The sequence below is a fragment of the Streptomyces sp. NPDC050504 genome, from assembly GCF_044458065.1.
GTDB lineage: Bacteria > Actinomycetota > Actinomycetes > Streptomycetales > Streptomycetaceae > Streptomyces.
The window spans coordinates 193,518-211,302 of record NZ_JBITHO010000013.1 but is presented as its reverse complement, the minus strand read 5'-3'; the positions used below and the strand labels follow the sequence as shown (position 1 = coordinate 211,302).

Here is a 17,785-nt window from a genome sequence, read left to right as displayed (position 1 = left end):
CGATGCCGGAATTGCACGCCCGGCTCCTCGAAGACGTCCTCGCTCTCGGTTCGCCCTACCCGCTGGTGCTGACCGGCGGCTACGCCGTCCAGGCCCACTAGCTCGTCGACCGCCCCAGCCAGGACCTGGACGTCGCCACCCAGAACCCCGCCCCCATGGCCGACATCGCCCACTACCTGGTCGACGGTCTGACCCGGCTCGGATGGCGGGCCGAGACCATCGAGGTCTCCCCGCTCTCCTCCCGTTTCCTGGTCACCGATCCCGACAGCGGTCAGGAGTGCGAGGTCGACATCCTCAAGGAGGTCTTCTGGCACCCCACCGTCCCGACCTCCTACGGTCCCGTCCTGTCCGAGCAGGACGTCATCGGCACCAAGGTCCGCGCCATCGCCGAACGCGGCGCCGCCCGCGACCTCATCGACGTCCACGCCGCTTCCCACCGCTGGACCACCGCCGACCTCGAAGAATTCGGCCGCCGCCACGCCCGCCCCGACACCCTCTTCGGCCCCGCCGAACTCCAGGCCCGCCTGGCCGGCGCCGACTGGATCGACGACACCGAGTTCGCCGCGTACGGACTCGACGACCAGACCATCGCCGACCTGCGCATCTGGGCCCGCGACTGGTCCGATGCCATGGCACGCCAGGCCGCGGCCGAGAACCCGTACGAGAAGGGGTACGGCGAAGCCGGATCCGTACAGGATGATCCGCACGGCAGTTTCGACCCGGACGAGTACGAGAACTGAGTTCTCGACCCGCATAGCGCCACCGAAGGCGCCTGTCCAGCAGCCACGCTCCGGGCGTGGGCGCCCGACCGTGCGGGATCTCCCTACCGGGTTCTGACGGCGGCTCGCGGGCAGACACCCCACCGGTCCGGGCCTCTCTGGAGAGCAGGCAACCCGCGCCAGCGCATGGGCCTGTACCTCACTGTCCTGCACGAGGACCTGCGCGACGACCTGCCCCGCTAGCTCAACCAGAAACTGCTCCTCCAGCTGTGGCCGGTACTGCGCACGCTCGCCAGCCGCACGGTGCGCACCGTGTGGGAGGACGTCTTCCCCCGGCTCGCCGCCCGCGCCCGAGCCGACGTGTGAGGGACACGCCCGAGCTGAGCACCTCCCCAAGCTGCCTACTACACCGGCTTCCGTTGACGATGGGCGGGATCGGCGTGAGGCACTCGTACGAGCGACCCTGGAGCTTCGGCTGCGGCCCGTCCGCTCTACGGTGGCCACCCGCCACTCCGTCCAGTGGAGCCAACACCATGAAGTACGCCGTGTCCGTGCCTCAGGCCGAATTGCTCCGCGAGATCGCGGCGGCTTCCGAGGCGATGCGGATCCCGCCGGCTCGTTCACAGACGGCTTGGGCGCTGGAGCAGCGCGGGCTGGTCAAGAGGACGTGGCGTGGCAGTGGGCAAGTCGCCGTGGTGACGGCGGACGGCCGCTACTTCCTCAAGCACGGCAGGCATCCCCAGCAGCTACGGGCGGAGAAGGAGCGACTGGAGGGCGATGGTGGTCAAGCTGCGCTCGCCCCGGCCGGCGGGGCCGAACTGGTCTCCCGTCTGAAGTCGGCCTCAGGGAGAAAGATCACGGTCGCTGATCCCGGGCCGAAGACTCGCGGGCGGTGGCGGGCCGCCTATTACGACGCGCTGCACCACGGACACGTGCCGGACGACCACAAGGTGCGGTGGAACGGCCGCCAGCGCGGTGACTGCGTTTTCATACTGGTCGACGAGGAGGCCGAGAAGGCCGCCCAGCCGCCGCCGGTACCGACCATCGACGTACCTGAGGTCCTGAATCGCCCTCACCCTCTTGTCGTTGCGACGCGGAAAGCCTTGGGTCGTTCGCAGGGTCCGGTCGACACTCGAGGCCGGGCAGAGGTCATCCCGTTGCGCGTGTCGCGTCCGCTCGCCGACCGTGCCCTACGAGTCGCGCACGCACTCCTGACGGAAGCCGAGAGCCGCGGTCACGCAGTCGAGACCCAGACCGACCTGCAGGACGGTGAGGCTGTGCACACACTGGCCATCACCATCCGGGGCCACGCCTTTCCCCTCGCCCTCACAGAGCGGACGACGAAAGTCCCGCACGAGCCGACCCCACAGGAACTCCGCCAGCAAGAACGCAACCCTTGGACCCGACTACCCAAGTACGACGATGAGTTCAACGGTCGCCTCGCTATCGGCGCCCCCGCCAAGAGCCGGTACCAGCACTCGTACTCCTACAGCGACGGAGCACGCTGGACGTTGGAGTCCCGCCTGGGACTTCTGCTACAAGATGTCGAACGGCTCGCCGCCGAAGCAGAACGACGGGAGCAGGATCAGGCGCGCCTCGAGGCGGAGCGGCGGCGCCGCTGGTACGCGGCCCTCGCGCAGGCTCGTAAGCAGCAGATCGAGCAGCACCGCTCGAAGAGCCTGATCGAGCAGGTCGGGTCATGGCAACAGGCCGCGGGAATCCGCGCGTTCTGCCAGGCCGCCCGCGTCCGCGCCGACGGGACACCGGTTCCGGCCGAGGATGCGGCGTGGCTGGAGTGGGCCGAAACATATGCGGCACAGCTCGACCCGTTGCAGCACCAGTTGCAGACTCCGCCGGATCCCCCGGCCCAGCGGGAGGTTCTGCGGGAGCTGTCGAAGGTCGACACCTACGCCTACCCGTGGCCCTTCGACGCCGACGGCCGGTGGACGCTCGTCGAGGACGAGCCGACCAACGAGCTCCCCTGATCTGCGGTCGCCCCTTACAGAAACGCCTTCGCCCTGTCCATCCAGGACAGGGCGAAGGATCATTTATGCAGCGATGGTGAGCGGTGCTTCCATCCGCTCCCAGGCGCCGAGCACGGCCTTGTGCGCGTCGGGCTGAAGGTGGGCATAGCGCTGGGTGGTCTGGAAGCTCTCGTGGCCGAGGAGGTGCTGGACCTCGTACAGCGAGACGCCCTTCTGGACCAGCCATGAGGCGCAGGTGTGGCGCATGGAGTGCGGCGGGTAGTGCGGGACGAGCTGCTGCTCGCCGTCATCGTCGAAGTAGTAGGAGCTGTCGACGGCCGGCCACCAGGTCTGACGTCGCCAGTTGCCGTCGTTGAGGAGGCGGCCGGCCCGGCCCTTGGTGAGGGTGGTGAACACCATCGCGTCCCGGTCGAGCCGGTGGATGTGGCGTTCAACCGTCTCCAGGACGTGGGGCGGGAGCGGCACCTCCCGACGGCTCTTGGAGCTCTTCGGGTACTCCTTGATGCCGCTCTTGGTGTTGACCTCCACGACGAACAGACGGGAGCGACGCTGGTCGATGCGGTGCCTGTGAAGGCCGGAGAGCTCACCCCACCGCAGCCCGGTGTAGAAGCCGAGCAGGCACATCGTCCGCCACACGGGAGGGAGTTCGTCCAGGATGCTCTGCGCCTGGTCGAGCGTGAACCACTGTGGTGGTTTGACGGCGATCTGGGGCAGGTCGATGCTGCGGCAGGGGCTCACCGCGATCACGTCGTCATCTACGGCCGCGCGCATGATGGAGGACGTCAGGTTGTAGGACCGCTTGATGGCCGCGGCCCCTACCCCCTTCTCGATCAGGGAGCGGATCCAACCCTGCACATCCATGCGGGTGATGGCCCGCATCTCCCAGTCGGCCCAGTGGGGCATGACGTGGTTCTTGATGCTCGACGCGTCGCCCTGCAGGGTGTGGGGCTCGACGACGCGGGCGTCCCACCACCGATCGTGCCAGTCACGGAACGAGGTTTCACCCACACGCGGGTCGCGCAGGCCCCCGCGGGCAAATTGGGTCTCCATCTCGAGCCCCCAAGCGCGTGCCTGCGTCTTGAGGGGAAACGATTCGCTAAATCGATCACCGAGCCGATTGCGAACCGTCGCCTGCCAGTTACCGGTCTTCAACTTGCGTAGGTACAGCCCAACTCCTCATGTCAGTGCGGAAGGCCCTTCGGTGGGCCGGGGTCAGCGGCGCGGTCTCGGTGCAGTGACTGCGCGGTTGGAGATGAAGTCGTCGAGGCCGGCAGCCGGGACGCGGATACGCGAGCGGCTCGTGCCCGTGCGCAGATCGACGACCGGAAGGTCGCCTGCGGCGATGAAGCGGTAGACGGTGCGACGGTCGACGTCCAGGGCGGCGGCGACGGCGGGAATGGACAACAGGCGTGCAGGCATGGGCGAGTCCTTGGCAGGGAGGGTGAAGGGGCAGAGACGAGTCGGCCGCGAGGCCAGTTCGCGGTGAAGGCCGATAAGCCCTATCGGGGGCGGGGCGCGGCACGGAGACGCAGGGCTCCTGCAAACAGGAGCCAGGTAGGAATGCTGTCGGCTGCGAACCGGGGAGCGTGGGGGAAGTGGGTGGCGGACGGCGGCGCTCCACTGACCTGCCGGAGCGCCGCCCCGGTTTACCGCGCAGTCAGCTCCGGCAGGTCAGTCGCCTGGGCAAGGCGTTCCCAGGCGATCTCGGTTGCTTCGAGACGGAAGCAGTACGGGTAGCGGAGCGCCAGCCAGGCGGGGGCCACTCCGGCGAGCTCGGCCACCGTGGCGACATCGACCCCCATTCGCAGCCACCGCACCAAGGAGGACTCGCGGAGGATGTCGACGGGCTCCCCCAACCGCCAGTCCAGCCGCTCGTCGTCCGGCAGCACGGCCCCTTGCGCCTGTTCCCACAGCCCCATGTACGCGGCTACCGCGAGTCGCTCACCGCGCGCTTCGGGGAACAGCAGATCGTCCTTGCGGAGACCGGCCTCGTCGATCCACGCGCGCAGGAACGTGGCGAACCCCAGTCGCAGCGGAACCACTCGAGCTTGCCCTCGATAGCGAGCCGTCAGCTCACCAGAACCATCCGAACGAAGGACAACATCGCAAACACGCAGGGAACGGGCTTCACTCGGACGAAGTGCCCCCTCTGCCACGGTGGCCAGGAAGGGGTGCACCGAGCGGCTCCCGCCCGCCTGCCTCCGACGTATCCAATCCAGCAGCGAGAAGACTCGCGTCTCGGGAAGTATCCATTCCTCACTCAATGCATCGACCATCACAGCAGTGAACTCCTCAGAGAAATAGGGGATTCGTCGCACGAGGACCGCCCGACACATCGACAATCGTCCACACGATCCCCGGTTTCGGTAACCGGGGATCCCGTGCTAAAAAGGCAGGGGACCGCCCACTGGTCCGCGCAGAATTTCCTGTCGCGCCATGCCGATTGCATACCCCCGCGACCAACCCGCCGACATCTAGGTTCACTTGAAGCAGCCGAACTAATCCAGTTCCTTGGCGACCCAATACGTCTGCCGTAGGCGAACTACTTCTGGGCGCAGAGTTCACTGCGCAACAGTCACTAAATCAGGGCAAAGTGCACCACAGGGGCTCACGAGCAGAGCAGGCGCCTTCTAAGCGCCTGCTCTATCGCGCATGGCCACCCGCAGAACTGATCCCTCTTCGGGGCTGAGGAAATTACCCCAGCAGCCCGGACTGCAGGGCTTTCATTTCGACGACGCATCACAGAATGCGCAATAGCTCGGGAGTGTGCACCGAGGCGGTCTCGTCACACCGAGTAGTCGACTTAGACGTCATTTCATTTGGCCAGTCTGCGGTGGCATATGAGGGTTGCGGCGATGGCGGTGAAGGCGAGGAAGTGTTCTGGCTTGCGCTCGTAGCGGCGGTGCAGGCGGCGGCAGCCGGACAGCCAGGACACGGTCCGTTCCACGACCCAGCGGTGTCGTCCCAGGTGCTGGGACGACTCGACGCCCCTGCGGGCGAGGCGGTGCCGGATCCCACGGGAAGCCAACCATCGCCGTAGATGGCGATAGTCGTAGCCCTTGTCGCCGTGCAGTTTCCCGGGCCTTCGGCGTCGCGGGCCGCGGCGGGAGCGGATGGGCGGGATGCCACGGACCAGCGGGATGAGGGCCTGGCTGTCGTGGAGGTTGGCGGCGGAGATGCCGATCGACAGGGGCAGGCCCTGCCGGTCGACGATGAGGTGGATTTTCGATCCCTTTTTGCCGCGGTCGGTCGGATTCGGTCCCGTCAGCTGCTCCCATTGAGGGCCCGGACACTGACGGAGTCGATCGCACACCGCGTCCAGTCCAGCCCGCCCTGGGCGCCGAGTTCGTCCAGGACCAGGCGGTGGAGCTTGGCCCACACCCGGGCCTCGGTCCACTCGGTGAACCGGCGGAAGGCAGTCACCCCCGACAGCCCGAAGCCGGGCGGCAATTGGTTCCACGTGCAGACCGAGGTGGCCACGAAGATGATCGCTGCCAGCACCTCACGGTCACCTCGTCGACGATGGCCTCCGCCCTGCGGGCGCACCGGTGCCGGCGGCACCACCCGCTGGAACAACTCCCACAGGTCTTCCGGCGCCATCCGCTCGACAAGCGCAGCAGTCATCACCCCAGACTCCCGCAAGATCACGCCAACTGAAATGGTCTCTAATACTGCAACGGTATTTGTTGTGATGGTTGGTTGGCTTCTGGTGGTGTGTGGCCGCGTCGTTTGTAGTGGCTGGCACGTGCCTGGAACTGCCGTCGACGTCGCCAGAGTGACCAGTGCAGAACGTGGTCGGTGCTCGCGCGGGGCCGGGCGAGCCGGTTGATCAGGCGTCGGAGTTCGGGCAGCGTGAGGGGCATGAGCTGGGAGGATCCGTTTCTGCTTTCCCGGTGTCGGTTTCGCGGGCCCGCAGGACGGTGAGGCAGGCGTGGGCTGCCATGGCCAGGGTCATGTGGCGGTGCCAGCCGTCGTAGCGGCGGACCTGGTAGTCGTCCAGGCCGCACTCCTGCTTCGCACTCTGGAAACACTCCTCGACCGCCCACCGGCTGCCGGCGATACGGATCAGCTCGTCCAGAGTGGTCCCGGCCGGGCAGTAGGCGATGTAGTACGAGATCTCCTCGGGCCTGCGGACACTTCGGCGGGCGATCACCCAGTGCTGGCGGTCCTCGCGGTGCCAGGGACGGACCTCGACCCTCGCCCAGTCGTAGACGCGCGGGCCGTGGGCACTGTCGCCGCAGGAACGGCGCTTCCACTTCTGCCGGGGCAGACCGGGAAACAGGTCATGGACGGGATGGTCGATCGCCCAGCGGGTGACGACGGTGTCGTGACGGGTGGTGGCCATGACATGGAAGACATCCGCCCTCTCCAGCTCCGTGCGCCAGCCCTTGGAGAAGCCGTAAGCGGCATCCGCGGTTACCCACCGGAACGGAATCCGGTCCGCGATCGCCCGGCGGACCATGACTTTGGCCATCACCACCTTCGTCTCGAAGCCGACCGTGTCCGCGATGCCCGCGGCCCGGCACCGTTCCCGGTCATCCGTCCATGACGCAGGCAGATACAGACGCCGGTCGATCAACGTGCGGCCCCGGTTGCCGGCATAGGCGAGGAACACCCCGATCTGGGAGTTCTCTGTCCGGCCGGCGGTTCCGGAGTACTGACGCTGGACCCCGGCCGAGCGGACCCCCTTCTTCAGGAACCCTGTATCGTCCACGATCAGTACCGCATCCGCGTCGCCGAGCTGTTCCACCACGTACTCCCGCACATCGCCCAGGACCTCATCCGCCTCCCAGTCGATCCGGTTCAACAGCCGATGGATCCGGTCCGGACCCCCATGCCCGGCCTCCCCTGCAAGCGTCCACCCGTTCTTCCGTTCCAACGGAGCGACCAGTCCCCGCATATAGGCAAGAGCCGACTCCCGCGGCTCCGTCCTGGAGAAACGGTGCACGAAACGCTCGTGCAAAGCCTCCAGTTCACCAGCCCACAACCGGGCATCAGCAAGTTCCCCACCCATAAGCTGACCAACGACCGACCTACCCAACCGTCACGGCAAGCACCGTTGCAGTACTAAGCTCCCGCCCTGCCGTGCAACCGGCCAATGGCATCCGTTCAGCGTCCCACCCCCAGGTTGCGAGAAACATCGGTACCGTCGGTCTCACGTTGAGCGACTCATCGACGACGCTACTGCGCCTCAAGCACCAGGCAGCTCCACCGGACATCGTCACGCCCGTGAAGATCGGGCCGCTCACTGTAATGCAACGTCTGCAGACCGTACTTACAACCCAGTTGGACTGTCTCAGCAGCAGACACGTCGAACATATGCCGCCCATTAGGGACAGGTCCATGGCGTAGATTAATAAAGAACCGGCCCCCAGGCACTAGCAATGCGACGATTCTAGCCATCCCGCTTCGGCGTTCCTCGGTGTTTAGGTGCATCCACACCGCAGTGGCGAAGACCGCGTCGAAACGACCTGGATGCTGGCGCAGCGGCAGGTCGGGAAGAGTGTCGTCAGCCCAATCAATCGCACTACTTTCGTGGAGCCGCTGGCCGTGCGCCCGCAACTCCACAGTCGGTTCCACAGCCACAACGTGGTGTCCGCGGGCCGCCAACGCGGCGGCGTCACGCCCGGTTCCCGCGCCCACGTCCAGGATGCGGGCAGGCTGGGCAGGAACCAACTGCAGCACGTCGCAGTGGACTTGATGAAAGGTGACTTCCTCGTACTGAACGGCTAGCGCGTCGGCCGCCTCGGCGTACCCCGCGGTTCCCTTGGGAATTTCCATCACACCTCCGAGACCAATTGATCACTCATGGTGTAAGGCTAGCCTCGATCATTCATGAGGGACCGTCAGCAGGCTGACGGTCCCTCATGAATGATCGAGGCTAGCGGAGCTCTATTAGCCCTCCCCTGGGACCAGGGTATTCAGGATGTCTCCAGAGCGGGCAGCCGCTTCGCCAGCTCATCTGCTGATACCGGATAGCGATCATTCTTGACCGTGCGATAGGCCCGGAGAGCCCTTTCGATCTGCGCCCGGGAGTTCGGTGCGAGATGGACGAGCAGCAACTCGTAGAGGGCCTGGTTGTTGTCCTTTGCCGGGATCATCTTGCCCTTGCGACTGGCGCCGTCCGGAGTCTCCTGCCAGACAGCAGAGAAGGGGGCAGCCGACATTTGCCATTCCAGCTCAGACAGCCGCTCAAGCAACCGGGCCCAGTCGAGCAGGCGCTGCTCGATGATGTGGCGCACGGCACGAGCGACCTGTACCTGGACAGCAGGTCGCATGAATGAGTGGCCCTCGCCATCACGTCCCTTGGGGGCACGCAGGTCCTTGGGAGCCGCATGCGATTCGTACCGCTCACGCAACTTTCCGCAGGCTTCGAGGAGTTCGTCGATACGCCTGGCGAGAATGTCGTAGCTCTCGTCGAGTACGTCGTCGGCGGCACGTTGCGAGGTCCTGTTCATGCTTTCGTGGAGCCCGAAACCTAGGTCTGTGAGCAAGTCGTAGAGGACACCGATCGTGGTCCAGGCTGTGCCGGTGACCCCAACCTGACGAGTGGCAAGCTTGAGCTCACCATCGCTTCCGACCTTGCTGAACACCTGGACCACACCATCACGGCGCAGGAAGTCGTGGTCGTCGAGCAGCCTGCGGGTCAAGATGGCGAAGCCGTCGTCCTCGTCGAGGGCGATGTTCTCCTGAGCAGTCGTCTTCACCGCGTTGCGGTTGATGTTGGTGAAGAGCCGGCGGGTGCGGCGGCGGCCGGCCTCGTTGTCGAAGTGCGGGACCACTATGACGCTGATGTCCTCGCGGCCGAGTTCGGGATCGCGCTTGATGGCGTCCTTGATGGCCTTGAGGCGGTGCTGACCGTCGAGTGCGAAGAACTGGTGAGTGCCGTCGAAGGTCAAGACTCCAAAGTTTCGGTCCATGCCCGACAGGACATCGCCGTTCTCCGAGTTCTTCTCCATCTCCAACGGGATGTACTCGGGAGCTCCGCCCCAGGCCGCGACGATGATGGCTCCGAGGAAGCGATTCTCGTTCGTGAGCAGGTAGTTGGTGATCTCGGCCGTGCGGGCGCCAACACCACGCTGGATCATCGTGCCCAGATCCTGGTTCCCTCCGAGGTCGTGCGCAAAGTTGATCTCCCGCGCAACGGCGGCATAGCTCATGAGGCAGGAGTAGTAGGTCCAGTTCCCGACCTTCGCTTCAAAGGCAGGAACGAATGTCTTCGAGGGCATGAATACCTCTGTTTCGTGCGGAGTTGATCAGGACCGCCAGGCGGAGCGTGGTGTTCCGAGACGCCCGCGGAGCTTCGGGCGCCCGCGATCATTGAGTGGCGGGTTGTGCAGGCGAATGAGGCGCTTCTCCAGCCCCTCGATCCTGTTGCGTTCCTGCATGGTGGCGCACCAGAATTCCATGGGCTGGAGGGTGAGGTAGCGCGCAAGCCGCTGATCGCGGCTGGTGGGCTCGTTGTCGGTCCACAGGCTTTCGGGATCGCCGCGAAGGAACCGCCGGTAGTCCTTGTACCGCTGGCGGATGGTGTTCCCGTAGTCGGTATTTGATGCCCCGGCCTGCCCGATGTACAGGAGCTGGGGGAAGCTGCCATGGGTCGGCGTGCTGCCGACCTGGAACTGGAACGCCGGCCGCCAGACAAACATGTACAGGCCCGGCTCGTCGGGGAGCACGGAAGCCAGGTCCTCCGTGGCTCGGTGGATCTCCCATGGGCTGGCGAACTCCTCCAGGTCCTGCGTGAGTTGCTTGCAGCTCTCGGTGTCGAGCATACGGAGCAGCCCGAGTTCTACCTGGAGGGCAGGGCTGTCCTCCTCTCGATACCTCTGAACTATCCGACTGAGCGAGTTCGAGTTCGCCGTGCTCGAGCCAGCCATCTGTCAGGAGCCCTCCTCCGCTGAGCGACCTTGGTCCGACCAGTGTGACAGGGAGGTCTGACAAACGATCAGAAACAACGGAAGAGGCCCAGTTCGCGGAGCCTTCCGGCGAACTGGGCCTCTATCCAAACAGGGATCAGAGGTGACAAACTGCGCAGGCAGCCTCGTCGTCGTCCTCGTCCAGCGCATCGGACAGGACCTCAAGGAGTGGCCGGTTCGGCTTCACTCGCTTGGCTGCCCGCTCGAGCGCCGCCTGGTGCTTTGCCTCGATCTCGTTACGACGAGCTATCAGCTCATCCAGCGACTCGCCCTGCGACCAGGTGTACTTGCGGCCTTGCATCGCCGTGTCCTGGTGCCTGACTTTGTCCTCGTACTCAACAGCCTTCTCGTAGAGATCCGGATGCCGGTCCTTCAGACCCACCCATTCGTGCTTGCGCTGGAAGAAGCAGAAGTAGCAGCCGGAGCGTGTGCGCCACTCGTAGTAGTCGGGGAGACCAATGCCCGCCTCGTCAAGGATGCGGTCCACGCCCGCGCGATCGATCCCGTCCTCGCGGAAGGGGAAGACCGCGGTGATGTTCGGCTTGGTGCTGACGTAGCCGAGTCGGTTCTCGTCCGCCCGGATCGCCACATACGAGATGGCCTCGTCGTCTCCGATCCATTCCTCAAGTGGCTTGATCTTCAAGTTCTTGGTGCACCAGCGCATCTGAGGACTGGGCAGTGTCCCCTGGTAGACCTCAAGCCAGTGATCGAAGTCTCGGGAGGAGTTGAGACGCTCGATGGGCTTGCCCAGCGCGCCTTCCAGGCGGTTGAGGTATTCGTAGGTCTCGGGCAGCTCCGCGCCGGTGTCGCAGAAGAAGTACTCCATGTCCGGCACACGGTCTCGCATGTAGATCGCGAGGGATGAGGAGTCCTTGCCTCCGGAGATTCCAAGGACGTGGCGCTTCTTGCTGTTGGAGCCGTCGGCGTCTGTCACAGCTGCTCCTTCTTCTTCGATGCGGCGCTGTCCTGGCCGGACAGGTGCTCGGCCAGCGCGGCGAGCAGGATGCGCGCGCCGTCGGGGCCCAGTGCTTCCTCAGCTTGCCTGATGACACTGACAACGAGCTCGTCTGCGGCATTCCGCGACTTCTTCGGGACGTGGATGAGCGTGCGCTCTTCCGTCCCCTGAGGAGTGGTGAGAGTCAGCAGGTGAGTGTCAATCTGACGCTGCCTCGGCTTGGCAGGCTTGCGGATTGCCGTGGCGGTCTCGTCGGCTGGTTCTTCCGCTACGACGTCGTACAGGTGGCTAACGCGATCCAGCGCGCGTGCCCTGTCGCGTACGACACGAGGGAAGCCGTCCACGTCTCGGTCGGTCCAGTCCCCAAGAGCCTGGTTGACGAGCTGGACCACAATCGTGCCAAGCCAGTCGTCGTCGGGCAGCATCTCGTTGAGCACCCGGGTCACGAATCCGTGGAGACTGACTTCGAGCGAGGCGTCGGCGAAGCCGCGCATACGCTCGGCCAGCCCGGCGCGCAGTTCTCCGGTGCTCGCTGCGGGAAGCCTGAATTCCTGTGCCAGCGTCTCTACTACATACCGGCCCAGATTCGCGCTGGCATCCGTGAGTTCGTTGAGCGCGGCGGTGAGGCGTACGACGTATGCCTCCGCGGTCTGGGGAGCCTTCTGAGTGCCCGGAGTGATCTTCTCGAAGCCCAGTGCTTCAGGAAGCTCTTCGAAGACCAACTGGTCAGGGTCGATCGCTTCGGTCAGCACCTTGCGGACCACGAGCGTGTCGTCGCTGAGACGCTTCGTTTTCCGGGAGTACTGGTCGAGGACCATGATTCGTTCCAGCATCCCGCGGGTGACCGCAAGCAGCGCCGGATTCCGGTTGGCGCGGCTACGGGGGATGTCGACGCCAAGCAACTTGACGAGGCCGTCGAGCACGAGTCGGCGCTGGCCGCGGTCGACTGGAGTCGACTTCAGTGCGAAACGCTCCGGATTGACGTTCAGGCGCTCAATGATGGGGGCGGTGAGGCGAGGGCAGTAATTGCCTTCCTCGAAGAGGGCCACATCGTTGCCTCGCATGACGAGCCCGGCAACCACCAGGATCGGGACGACACCAGCCTTGACACCGTACGGAGGAGCCATAAGCCGCTCATAGATTTCTACGAGGTTGGTCGGCTCTGTGGCTTCGCTCAATGCCTCCTCAAGCGCCTCCCATACAGGCATGACGCTCTCGTTCGTGGCAGCACGAGGGCGGGACATCCCATGGGTGTGGATGCTGCCTTCCGAGTTCTGACCGCCAGTGACCTCACCGGCAGCACGGTGGAGGCCGAGGTGTTCAACGACGCCGTCGTACAAGGCACGTTCTGCAGGGAACCTGTCCTGGGGCCAGCCGAGCAACGGCAGCCCGGTCTTCTCGATCATCGAGGTGAGGACTTCGCGGCGTGTACGGGCGGCGTTGCTGGTGAGCTGGTGTCGGCCGACCATCTCGTTCCGGACGTGCGGGGTCTGGTGGTAGACCACGTTGCATGCTTCGGATACGAGCCCCGCGTAGCTGCGGGCCTTGAGTTGCTGGGCGGGTTCACCGTCGGTGTCTTCGCCGCTCTTCCATAGGTACCAGCTCGACTCATTGCTTCCCGGGCGGAATGCCTCGGCCAGCATGGCGGTAATGCGCTGGGAGAACTCCCCGGCTCGTTCGTTGATCTCCCGGCGCGCGACGTGGTCTAGTTCCTCGTCACTCATGAGGTCCTGGAGCGCTACGAGAGTGTTGCCGACGTCGAGTACGGCCTCGGGATTCTTGGTGAGGCCGACGACGACCGGGAGGGGAGAGTCAACCCGTGGGCTGCTCTTCAGATCACCGAAGTGGAAGACGAGCATCCCGTCGGCCGCGTCCTGCACAACCTTCGGGCCGCGCAGCTTCTCGGTCTGGTGGCTGACTGCGGTGACGAAGTGCCGCTGCATGCCGGTGAGCTGGCTGTGTGCGCCGGCGGCGACCGCGTTCGGGAGGACGTTCGTCCCAAGATGCTTGTTGAAGTAGCGCACTACGTCGTCGGGCTGAAGCTGAGTGGCGATTTCGCGCACTCGGGCATCGATATCGACGTCGGTGCCTTGCCAGATCCGGTACTCGTCGCTGTACGAGCGGTGCACGACGAGCCGGTCTTCCACCAGCTTGTCCAGCCGCTTCCTCAGCTGGTCGAACCGCTTGGTATCGGTGGCGTCGGCTGGGTCGTTCAGCGCGAACTGGATCATCGCTGGCGTAGCGCGCAACAGTCCATCGGCGTCAATGAGGTTGAGTACGCCGATCGCCTTAAGCAGTTCCTGGTCTGCTTCGTCGAGCCCGTGGGCTTCCTCAAGGCGAGCATTGATCTCCAGCCACCGGCTGGCCTTCGAAGAAGCCAGGATGGTGGTGCGTCCCGCCGAGAAGAAGAAGTCGTACAGCTGCGGGATACGGATGGTCGAGGCACGCTCCGCGGCGTCGACCGCGCAGTTGTCGAGACTGCGCCGTACCGTGAACGGCTCGTCGTTGACCAGGAAGCCGCTGAGGCTTCGATCGTTCTGGCCGATCTGCGCCGCCATGAGGGGAGCCGCCACGGCAGTAAGGGGGTGCAGCGGATACAGATTGGCGAACGACTCTGCGGAGATGTCTACGACCGAGTGCAGCGACTGCTGGCGCCAGATGCCGTATGCCGCCTGAGCCTGGACCTCGACCAGCTTGCGTCCCTGCTCCTGCACCTTGGCGTGGGCCAGCTTCCGCTGGAGGAGGTAGACCGCGTCGCCTAGGTTGGGCGCGAAGGTGACGTCTTCGAAGCGTCCCTGGATCTTGGCCCATTCCTGGGTCTGCACGGAACTGGACCGCGAAGCGTAGTCGGAGAAGGCCAGGTGCTGCAGGGTGAACATGAAGAGCGGCAGTCCCTTGGCGCCGGCGCCCTTCTCGGCGAGGAGCTGCAGCAGGAATACGTCGCTCTCGGAGCTATTGCTCTCGCTGACGGAGACCAGATACTCCAGTGTCTTGCCGAACTCATCAATGATGAGAAGGAGCGGCGCCTTGTCGCACAGCGCGGTAACCGCGTTGAGCAGACTATCGGTCGTCGGGACGTCCGTCTCGGCACAAGCCGCCATGACGGCGGCGACGTCCTTCGGGACACGCTTCTTCCACTTCCGTTCCACCGCGGTCTGCAGTGCCCGGTGGATGGTGGCAGCCAGCGGCTCTCTGCGTGCCGTTGTGACTGCGCCCAAGAAGCCTTCACCCGCAAGCGCCTCGCGATTCTCAGCGATCTCCTGCGCCAGCTCAGAGTTGGTCGCCGCCACCGCCTCGTAGGCGGTAGTTCGGCGTTCGGCGTCGTGGCCGAGAAGGGCGTCGATCAGGTTGGAGAGGGTCGATTTTCCGGAGCCATACGGACCGGTAAACGACCAGGCGCGGGTGCGCTTGAGATCGCCGAGCGCATTGCCTACCCGGTCCAGGACGTCGAGCGCTCGCACGCCCACATACGGGGAATGGAGGTCCTGTGCTCGGACGTCACGCTCCAGATTGGTGGAGCGGAATTCCGTACCAACGAAGCTGATTCCAGCAGGGATCTGGACATCCCTGCTCTTCAGCTTGGTGCTGGGAGATGTCTTGGCCGCCGTGGTCACGCGAGCTCCTCGTTCATGTCGGCCTGCTGGGGAATCTGCGCCTGCGCGGTCTCGGCGTCGTCCGCACTCTTCTTCAGGCCGGGGTTCTGCCGCGCCCACTCTTCGGGGGTCGGAAAGCCGTCACGGTCACGAACCCGGCCGTACTGCTCGTCGAGGATGTCCCAGGCCAGAGTCTCCGGGTTGTCCGCGAAACGGAGGCTCCGCTGTCCGAGCGACTCCACGATCTCCAACCGGGGGTGGTCCTCGACGAAAGCTTCAATCGACCTGGCAAGTTCGGGCTCGCGCATGTGGAAAGCACGGCCAGGGGCGCCGGGTTCGCCGGCGAGGCGGGCCAACGAAATGGAGTCCGGCTTACGAGAGAACCGGGCCGCGTAGTCGAGGCAGGTGTGCACAAGCACGCTCGGCGGCAAGCTGGGGCGGATACCGCTGGTGAAGCGGTAGGTGCGCTCCTTGCCGCGGCCTCCCTGGTACTCGAGCAGGCCGAGCTCTTTGAAGGGGCAGAGCAGAGAGTCCTCGAAACTACCCGGGGAGAGTGGGTTCGCCTCCATGTCCGGGGCGTACATCTTGACGATGCACTGGACGTCCCGGTTGATCGAGTCGGGCGCCGGCCACTTCTCACGTTTGAAGCTGCTGTGCACCTCGCGGGTGATGAGGGTGGCCATCTCGTCCACGGTGACGCGTGCGAGCGGGGCGAGGTGGAACATCACGTACCAGCTAGGTACGAGGCACTTGGCCTCCTTCGCGCCGGAGACGAGCCACCAGTGCAAGAGCCAGAGGCTTCCAGTGTCCTCGAGGTAGGGGTCAGCGCCGTCCTCGTCAAGGAGCCACCGCGCGCGCCATGTTGGTGCAGCCGCGAGCGCCCGCGCCTGCGTGTCGGTGCTGCGGTATTCGTGGGTGAGTTTGAACGCCTGCGACCAATACCGCATGGAATCGACCATGTTCTTACCCACACCCAGACGCACAAGCGCATCGGGGGCGTGGAAGAGCATCTCATCCTTCTTGACCTGCAGGTATGCCTTGTGCAGCCAGCCGAAGCGCGGGGGAAAGCTCTCGTGCCTGTTGAATTTCAGTCCGACGATATCGGAGGGGAGGCGGCCTTCTGGCATTACGGTCGAACCCTTCAGTTCAAGAAATGAGTGCGAAGTCTTAGGCGGGATTAGGGACGGCCGGGTACGCCCATGACAGCCTGCACATGGGTCACAGCGCGCACGGTGGCATCGACGGCGCGGCGAATCTCCTGCTCCGCGGTGGCGTATCCCAGTGAGAAGCGGATGGTCGAGTCGGCGTCCTCCCGGCTGAGCCCCAGGGCAAGCAAGACATGGCTCGGGGTGGGCGCCCCAGCAGAGCAAGCGCTGCCGTCGGATGCGGCTACATCGGGCATCGAGGCGAGCAGCGCGTCCGCAGGGCTTCCCGGGAAAGTGACGCTCGCGACGCCGGGCAGACGCATAGAGCGGGCGCCGTTGACATAGCTGCCGGGCAGCCGAGCGAGGATTTCGCCCTCCAGGAGGTCACGCAGCTTGCTGATGCGAAGCGCCTCAACATCGAGCTCTCGGTGGGCAGCTTCGGCTGCGGCGCCCAGGCCGACGATCCCCGGCACGTTCAGCGTGCCGGCGCGCCAGCCGCGCTCGTGCCCGCCCCCGAAGACCAGCGGGCGCTGCGGAAGGGGCGTGCCACGTCTGATGTAGAGCGCGCCGACTCCCTGCGGGCCACCGAACTTGTGGGCAGACAGCGACAGCAAGTCCACGCCGAGGTCACCCAGGTCGAGCGGGAGCCGTCCGACGTACTGTGTCGCATCCGTGTGAACGAGCGCGCCGGCCGCATGCGCTGCCTCAACGATTGGATCAAGGTTGGTGATGACGCCGGTCTCGTTGTTCGCCAACATGATCGAAACGAGGCCCACACCGCGCCGCTCAATTGCGGTCCTAAACGCTTGATGATGAATGTGACCCTGGCCGTCGACAGGCAAGATCACGAGGGAGTCCGGGGTGTCGGCAGCGAGCGCCCGAGCGGTTTCCAGGACGGCAGGGTGCTCGACCGCAGAGGTGATCATCAACCCTCGCGTCTCGTAAGCGGCCTGCAGCGCAAGGTTGTTGGCCTCAGTCGCGCCCGACGTGAAGATCAGCTCGCCGCGCGAGCAGTTCAGGAGATCGGCTACCTGCTGACGCGCCCGGTCCACCCTGCTCGCAGCGTCACGGCCGTGAGTATGAACGCTAGAGGCATTGCCTACTGCCTGGAGCGCCTCATACGTGGCCTGGAGTACCTCTGGGCGCATCGGAGCGGTCGCGTTGTAGTCGAGGTACACCGCCTGCGCATCACATGAGCCTGAGTTCATCGAGTATCCCCGCCTGCCGTTTCCCGCTCCCTAGGTCGCTCCTGGTGACTGTTCTCGTTGATGCCTCATGTTCCACCAGGAGCGCACTGAGATCCTAACGGACACACCCACCCCGCGAGACAGGCTCACCGGAACCGCAGTTTTCGGACACTCTGAGTGTTGGGTTCACCATCATTTCTCCCTATTTGGTCCCTTTCAGGGCCAAAGAGGAGGCCAGATCTTCCAGTGGCCCCCCTCAGCCACCACGGGTCCGGTCTACGCTTG

Annotated in this window: 13 protein-coding genes and 1 pseudogene; 2 read left to right on the top strand and 12 right to left on the bottom strand. The window is 65.1% G+C overall.

Annotation, left to right across the window (positions count from 1 at the left end):
* Nucleotides 1-2 precede the first annotated feature (2 nt).
* Together ACIBNE_RS37030 and ACIBNE_RS37025 are read left to right on the top strand one after the other, a co-directional pair.
* Nucleotides 3-740: pseudogene (locus ACIBNE_RS37030) on the top strand (nucleotidyl transferase AbiEii/AbiGii toxin family protein).
* A 512-nt stretch (nt 741-1,252) separates the two neighbouring features.
* Complete coding sequence (locus tag ACIBNE_RS37025; RefSeq protein WP_399279685.1) at nt 1,253-2,704, top strand: hypothetical protein; 1,452 nt, start codon at nt 1,253-1,255, stop codon at nt 2,702-2,704.
* A 63-nt stretch (nt 2,705-2,767) separates the two neighbouring features.
* Here ACIBNE_RS37025 and ACIBNE_RS37020 read toward each other — a convergent pair whose 3' ends face one another.
* From ACIBNE_RS37020 to ACIBNE_RS36965, 12 genes are all read right to left on the bottom strand, one after another.
* Nucleotides 2,768-3,754, bottom strand: a complete 987-nt coding sequence (locus ACIBNE_RS37020; RefSeq protein WP_399279683.1) for a tyrosine-type recombinase/integrase — start codon at nt 3,752-3,754, stop codon at nt 2,768-2,770.
* Between the two features lie 162 nt (nt 3,755-3,916).
* Nucleotides 3,917-4,123, bottom strand: a complete 207-nt coding sequence (locus ACIBNE_RS37015; protein ID WP_399279681.1) for a helix-turn-helix domain-containing protein — start codon at nt 4,121-4,123, stop codon at nt 3,917-3,919.
* A gap of 227 nt (nt 4,124-4,350) precedes the next feature.
* Nucleotides 4,351-4,980, bottom strand: a complete 630-nt coding sequence (locus tag ACIBNE_RS37010; RefSeq protein WP_399279679.1) for a tyrosine-type recombinase/integrase — start codon at nt 4,978-4,980, stop codon at nt 4,351-4,353.
* Nucleotides 4,981-5,519: 539 nt separating this feature from the next.
* A protein-coding gene (locus ACIBNE_RS37005) for an IS5 family transposase (RefSeq protein WP_399279677.1) occupies nt 5,520-6,328 on the bottom strand; the annotation gives its coding sequence in 2 pieces (ribosomal slippage) (nt 5,520-5,975 and nt 5,978-6,328; 807 coding nt in all).
* Between the two features lie 205 nt (nt 6,329-6,533).
* Nucleotides 6,534-7,718, bottom strand: coding sequence for an IS701 family transposase (locus ACIBNE_RS37000; RefSeq protein ID WP_399279675.1), 1,185 nt, complete (start codon nt 7,716-7,718; stop codon nt 6,534-6,536).
* A 167-nt stretch (nt 7,719-7,885) separates the two neighbouring features.
* Nucleotides 7,886-8,485 carry a class I SAM-dependent methyltransferase gene (locus ACIBNE_RS36995; protein WP_360427142.1) on the bottom strand — a complete coding sequence of 200 codons (600 nt, stop codon included), beginning with the start codon at nt 8,483-8,485 and terminating at the stop codon, nt 7,886-7,888.
* A 140-nt stretch (nt 8,486-8,625) separates the two neighbouring features.
* A complete protein-coding gene (locus tag ACIBNE_RS36990) occupies nt 8,626-9,933 on the bottom strand; it encodes a DGQHR domain-containing protein (RefSeq protein WP_399279673.1) in 1,308 nt (435 codons plus the stop codon).
* A gap of 27 nt (nt 9,934-9,960) precedes the next feature.
* The gene (locus ACIBNE_RS36985; RefSeq protein ID WP_399279671.1) at nt 9,961-10,476 is read right to left on the bottom strand and encodes a hypothetical protein; all 516 of its coding nucleotides are present in this window, start codon (nt 10,474-10,476) and stop codon (nt 9,961-9,963) included.
* Between the two features lie 241 nt (nt 10,477-10,717).
* Nucleotides 10,718-11,554 carry a phosphoadenosine phosphosulfate reductase family protein gene (locus tag ACIBNE_RS36980; protein WP_148026203.1) on the bottom strand — a complete coding sequence of 279 codons (837 nt, stop codon included), beginning with the start codon at nt 11,552-11,554 and terminating at the stop codon, nt 10,718-10,720.
* Complete coding sequence (locus ACIBNE_RS36975) at nt 11,551-15,189, bottom strand: ATP-binding protein (protein WP_399279670.1); 3,639 nt, start codon at nt 15,187-15,189, stop codon at nt 11,551-11,553. Before ACIBNE_RS36975 ends, ACIBNE_RS36980 begins: the two co-directional genes overlap by 4 nt.
* Nucleotides 15,186-16,295 carry a DUF4007 family protein gene (locus ACIBNE_RS36970; RefSeq protein ID WP_225051002.1) on the bottom strand — a complete coding sequence of 370 codons (1,110 nt, stop codon included), beginning with the start codon at nt 16,293-16,295 and terminating at the stop codon, nt 15,186-15,188. Before ACIBNE_RS36970 ends, ACIBNE_RS36975 begins: the two co-directional genes overlap by 4 nt.
* Nucleotides 16,296-16,345: 50 nt before the next feature.
* Complete coding sequence (locus ACIBNE_RS36965) at nt 16,346-17,521, bottom strand: cysteine desulfurase family protein (protein ID WP_399279668.1); 1,176 nt, start codon at nt 17,519-17,521, stop codon at nt 16,346-16,348.
* Nucleotides 17,522-17,785 lie beyond the last annotated feature (264 nt).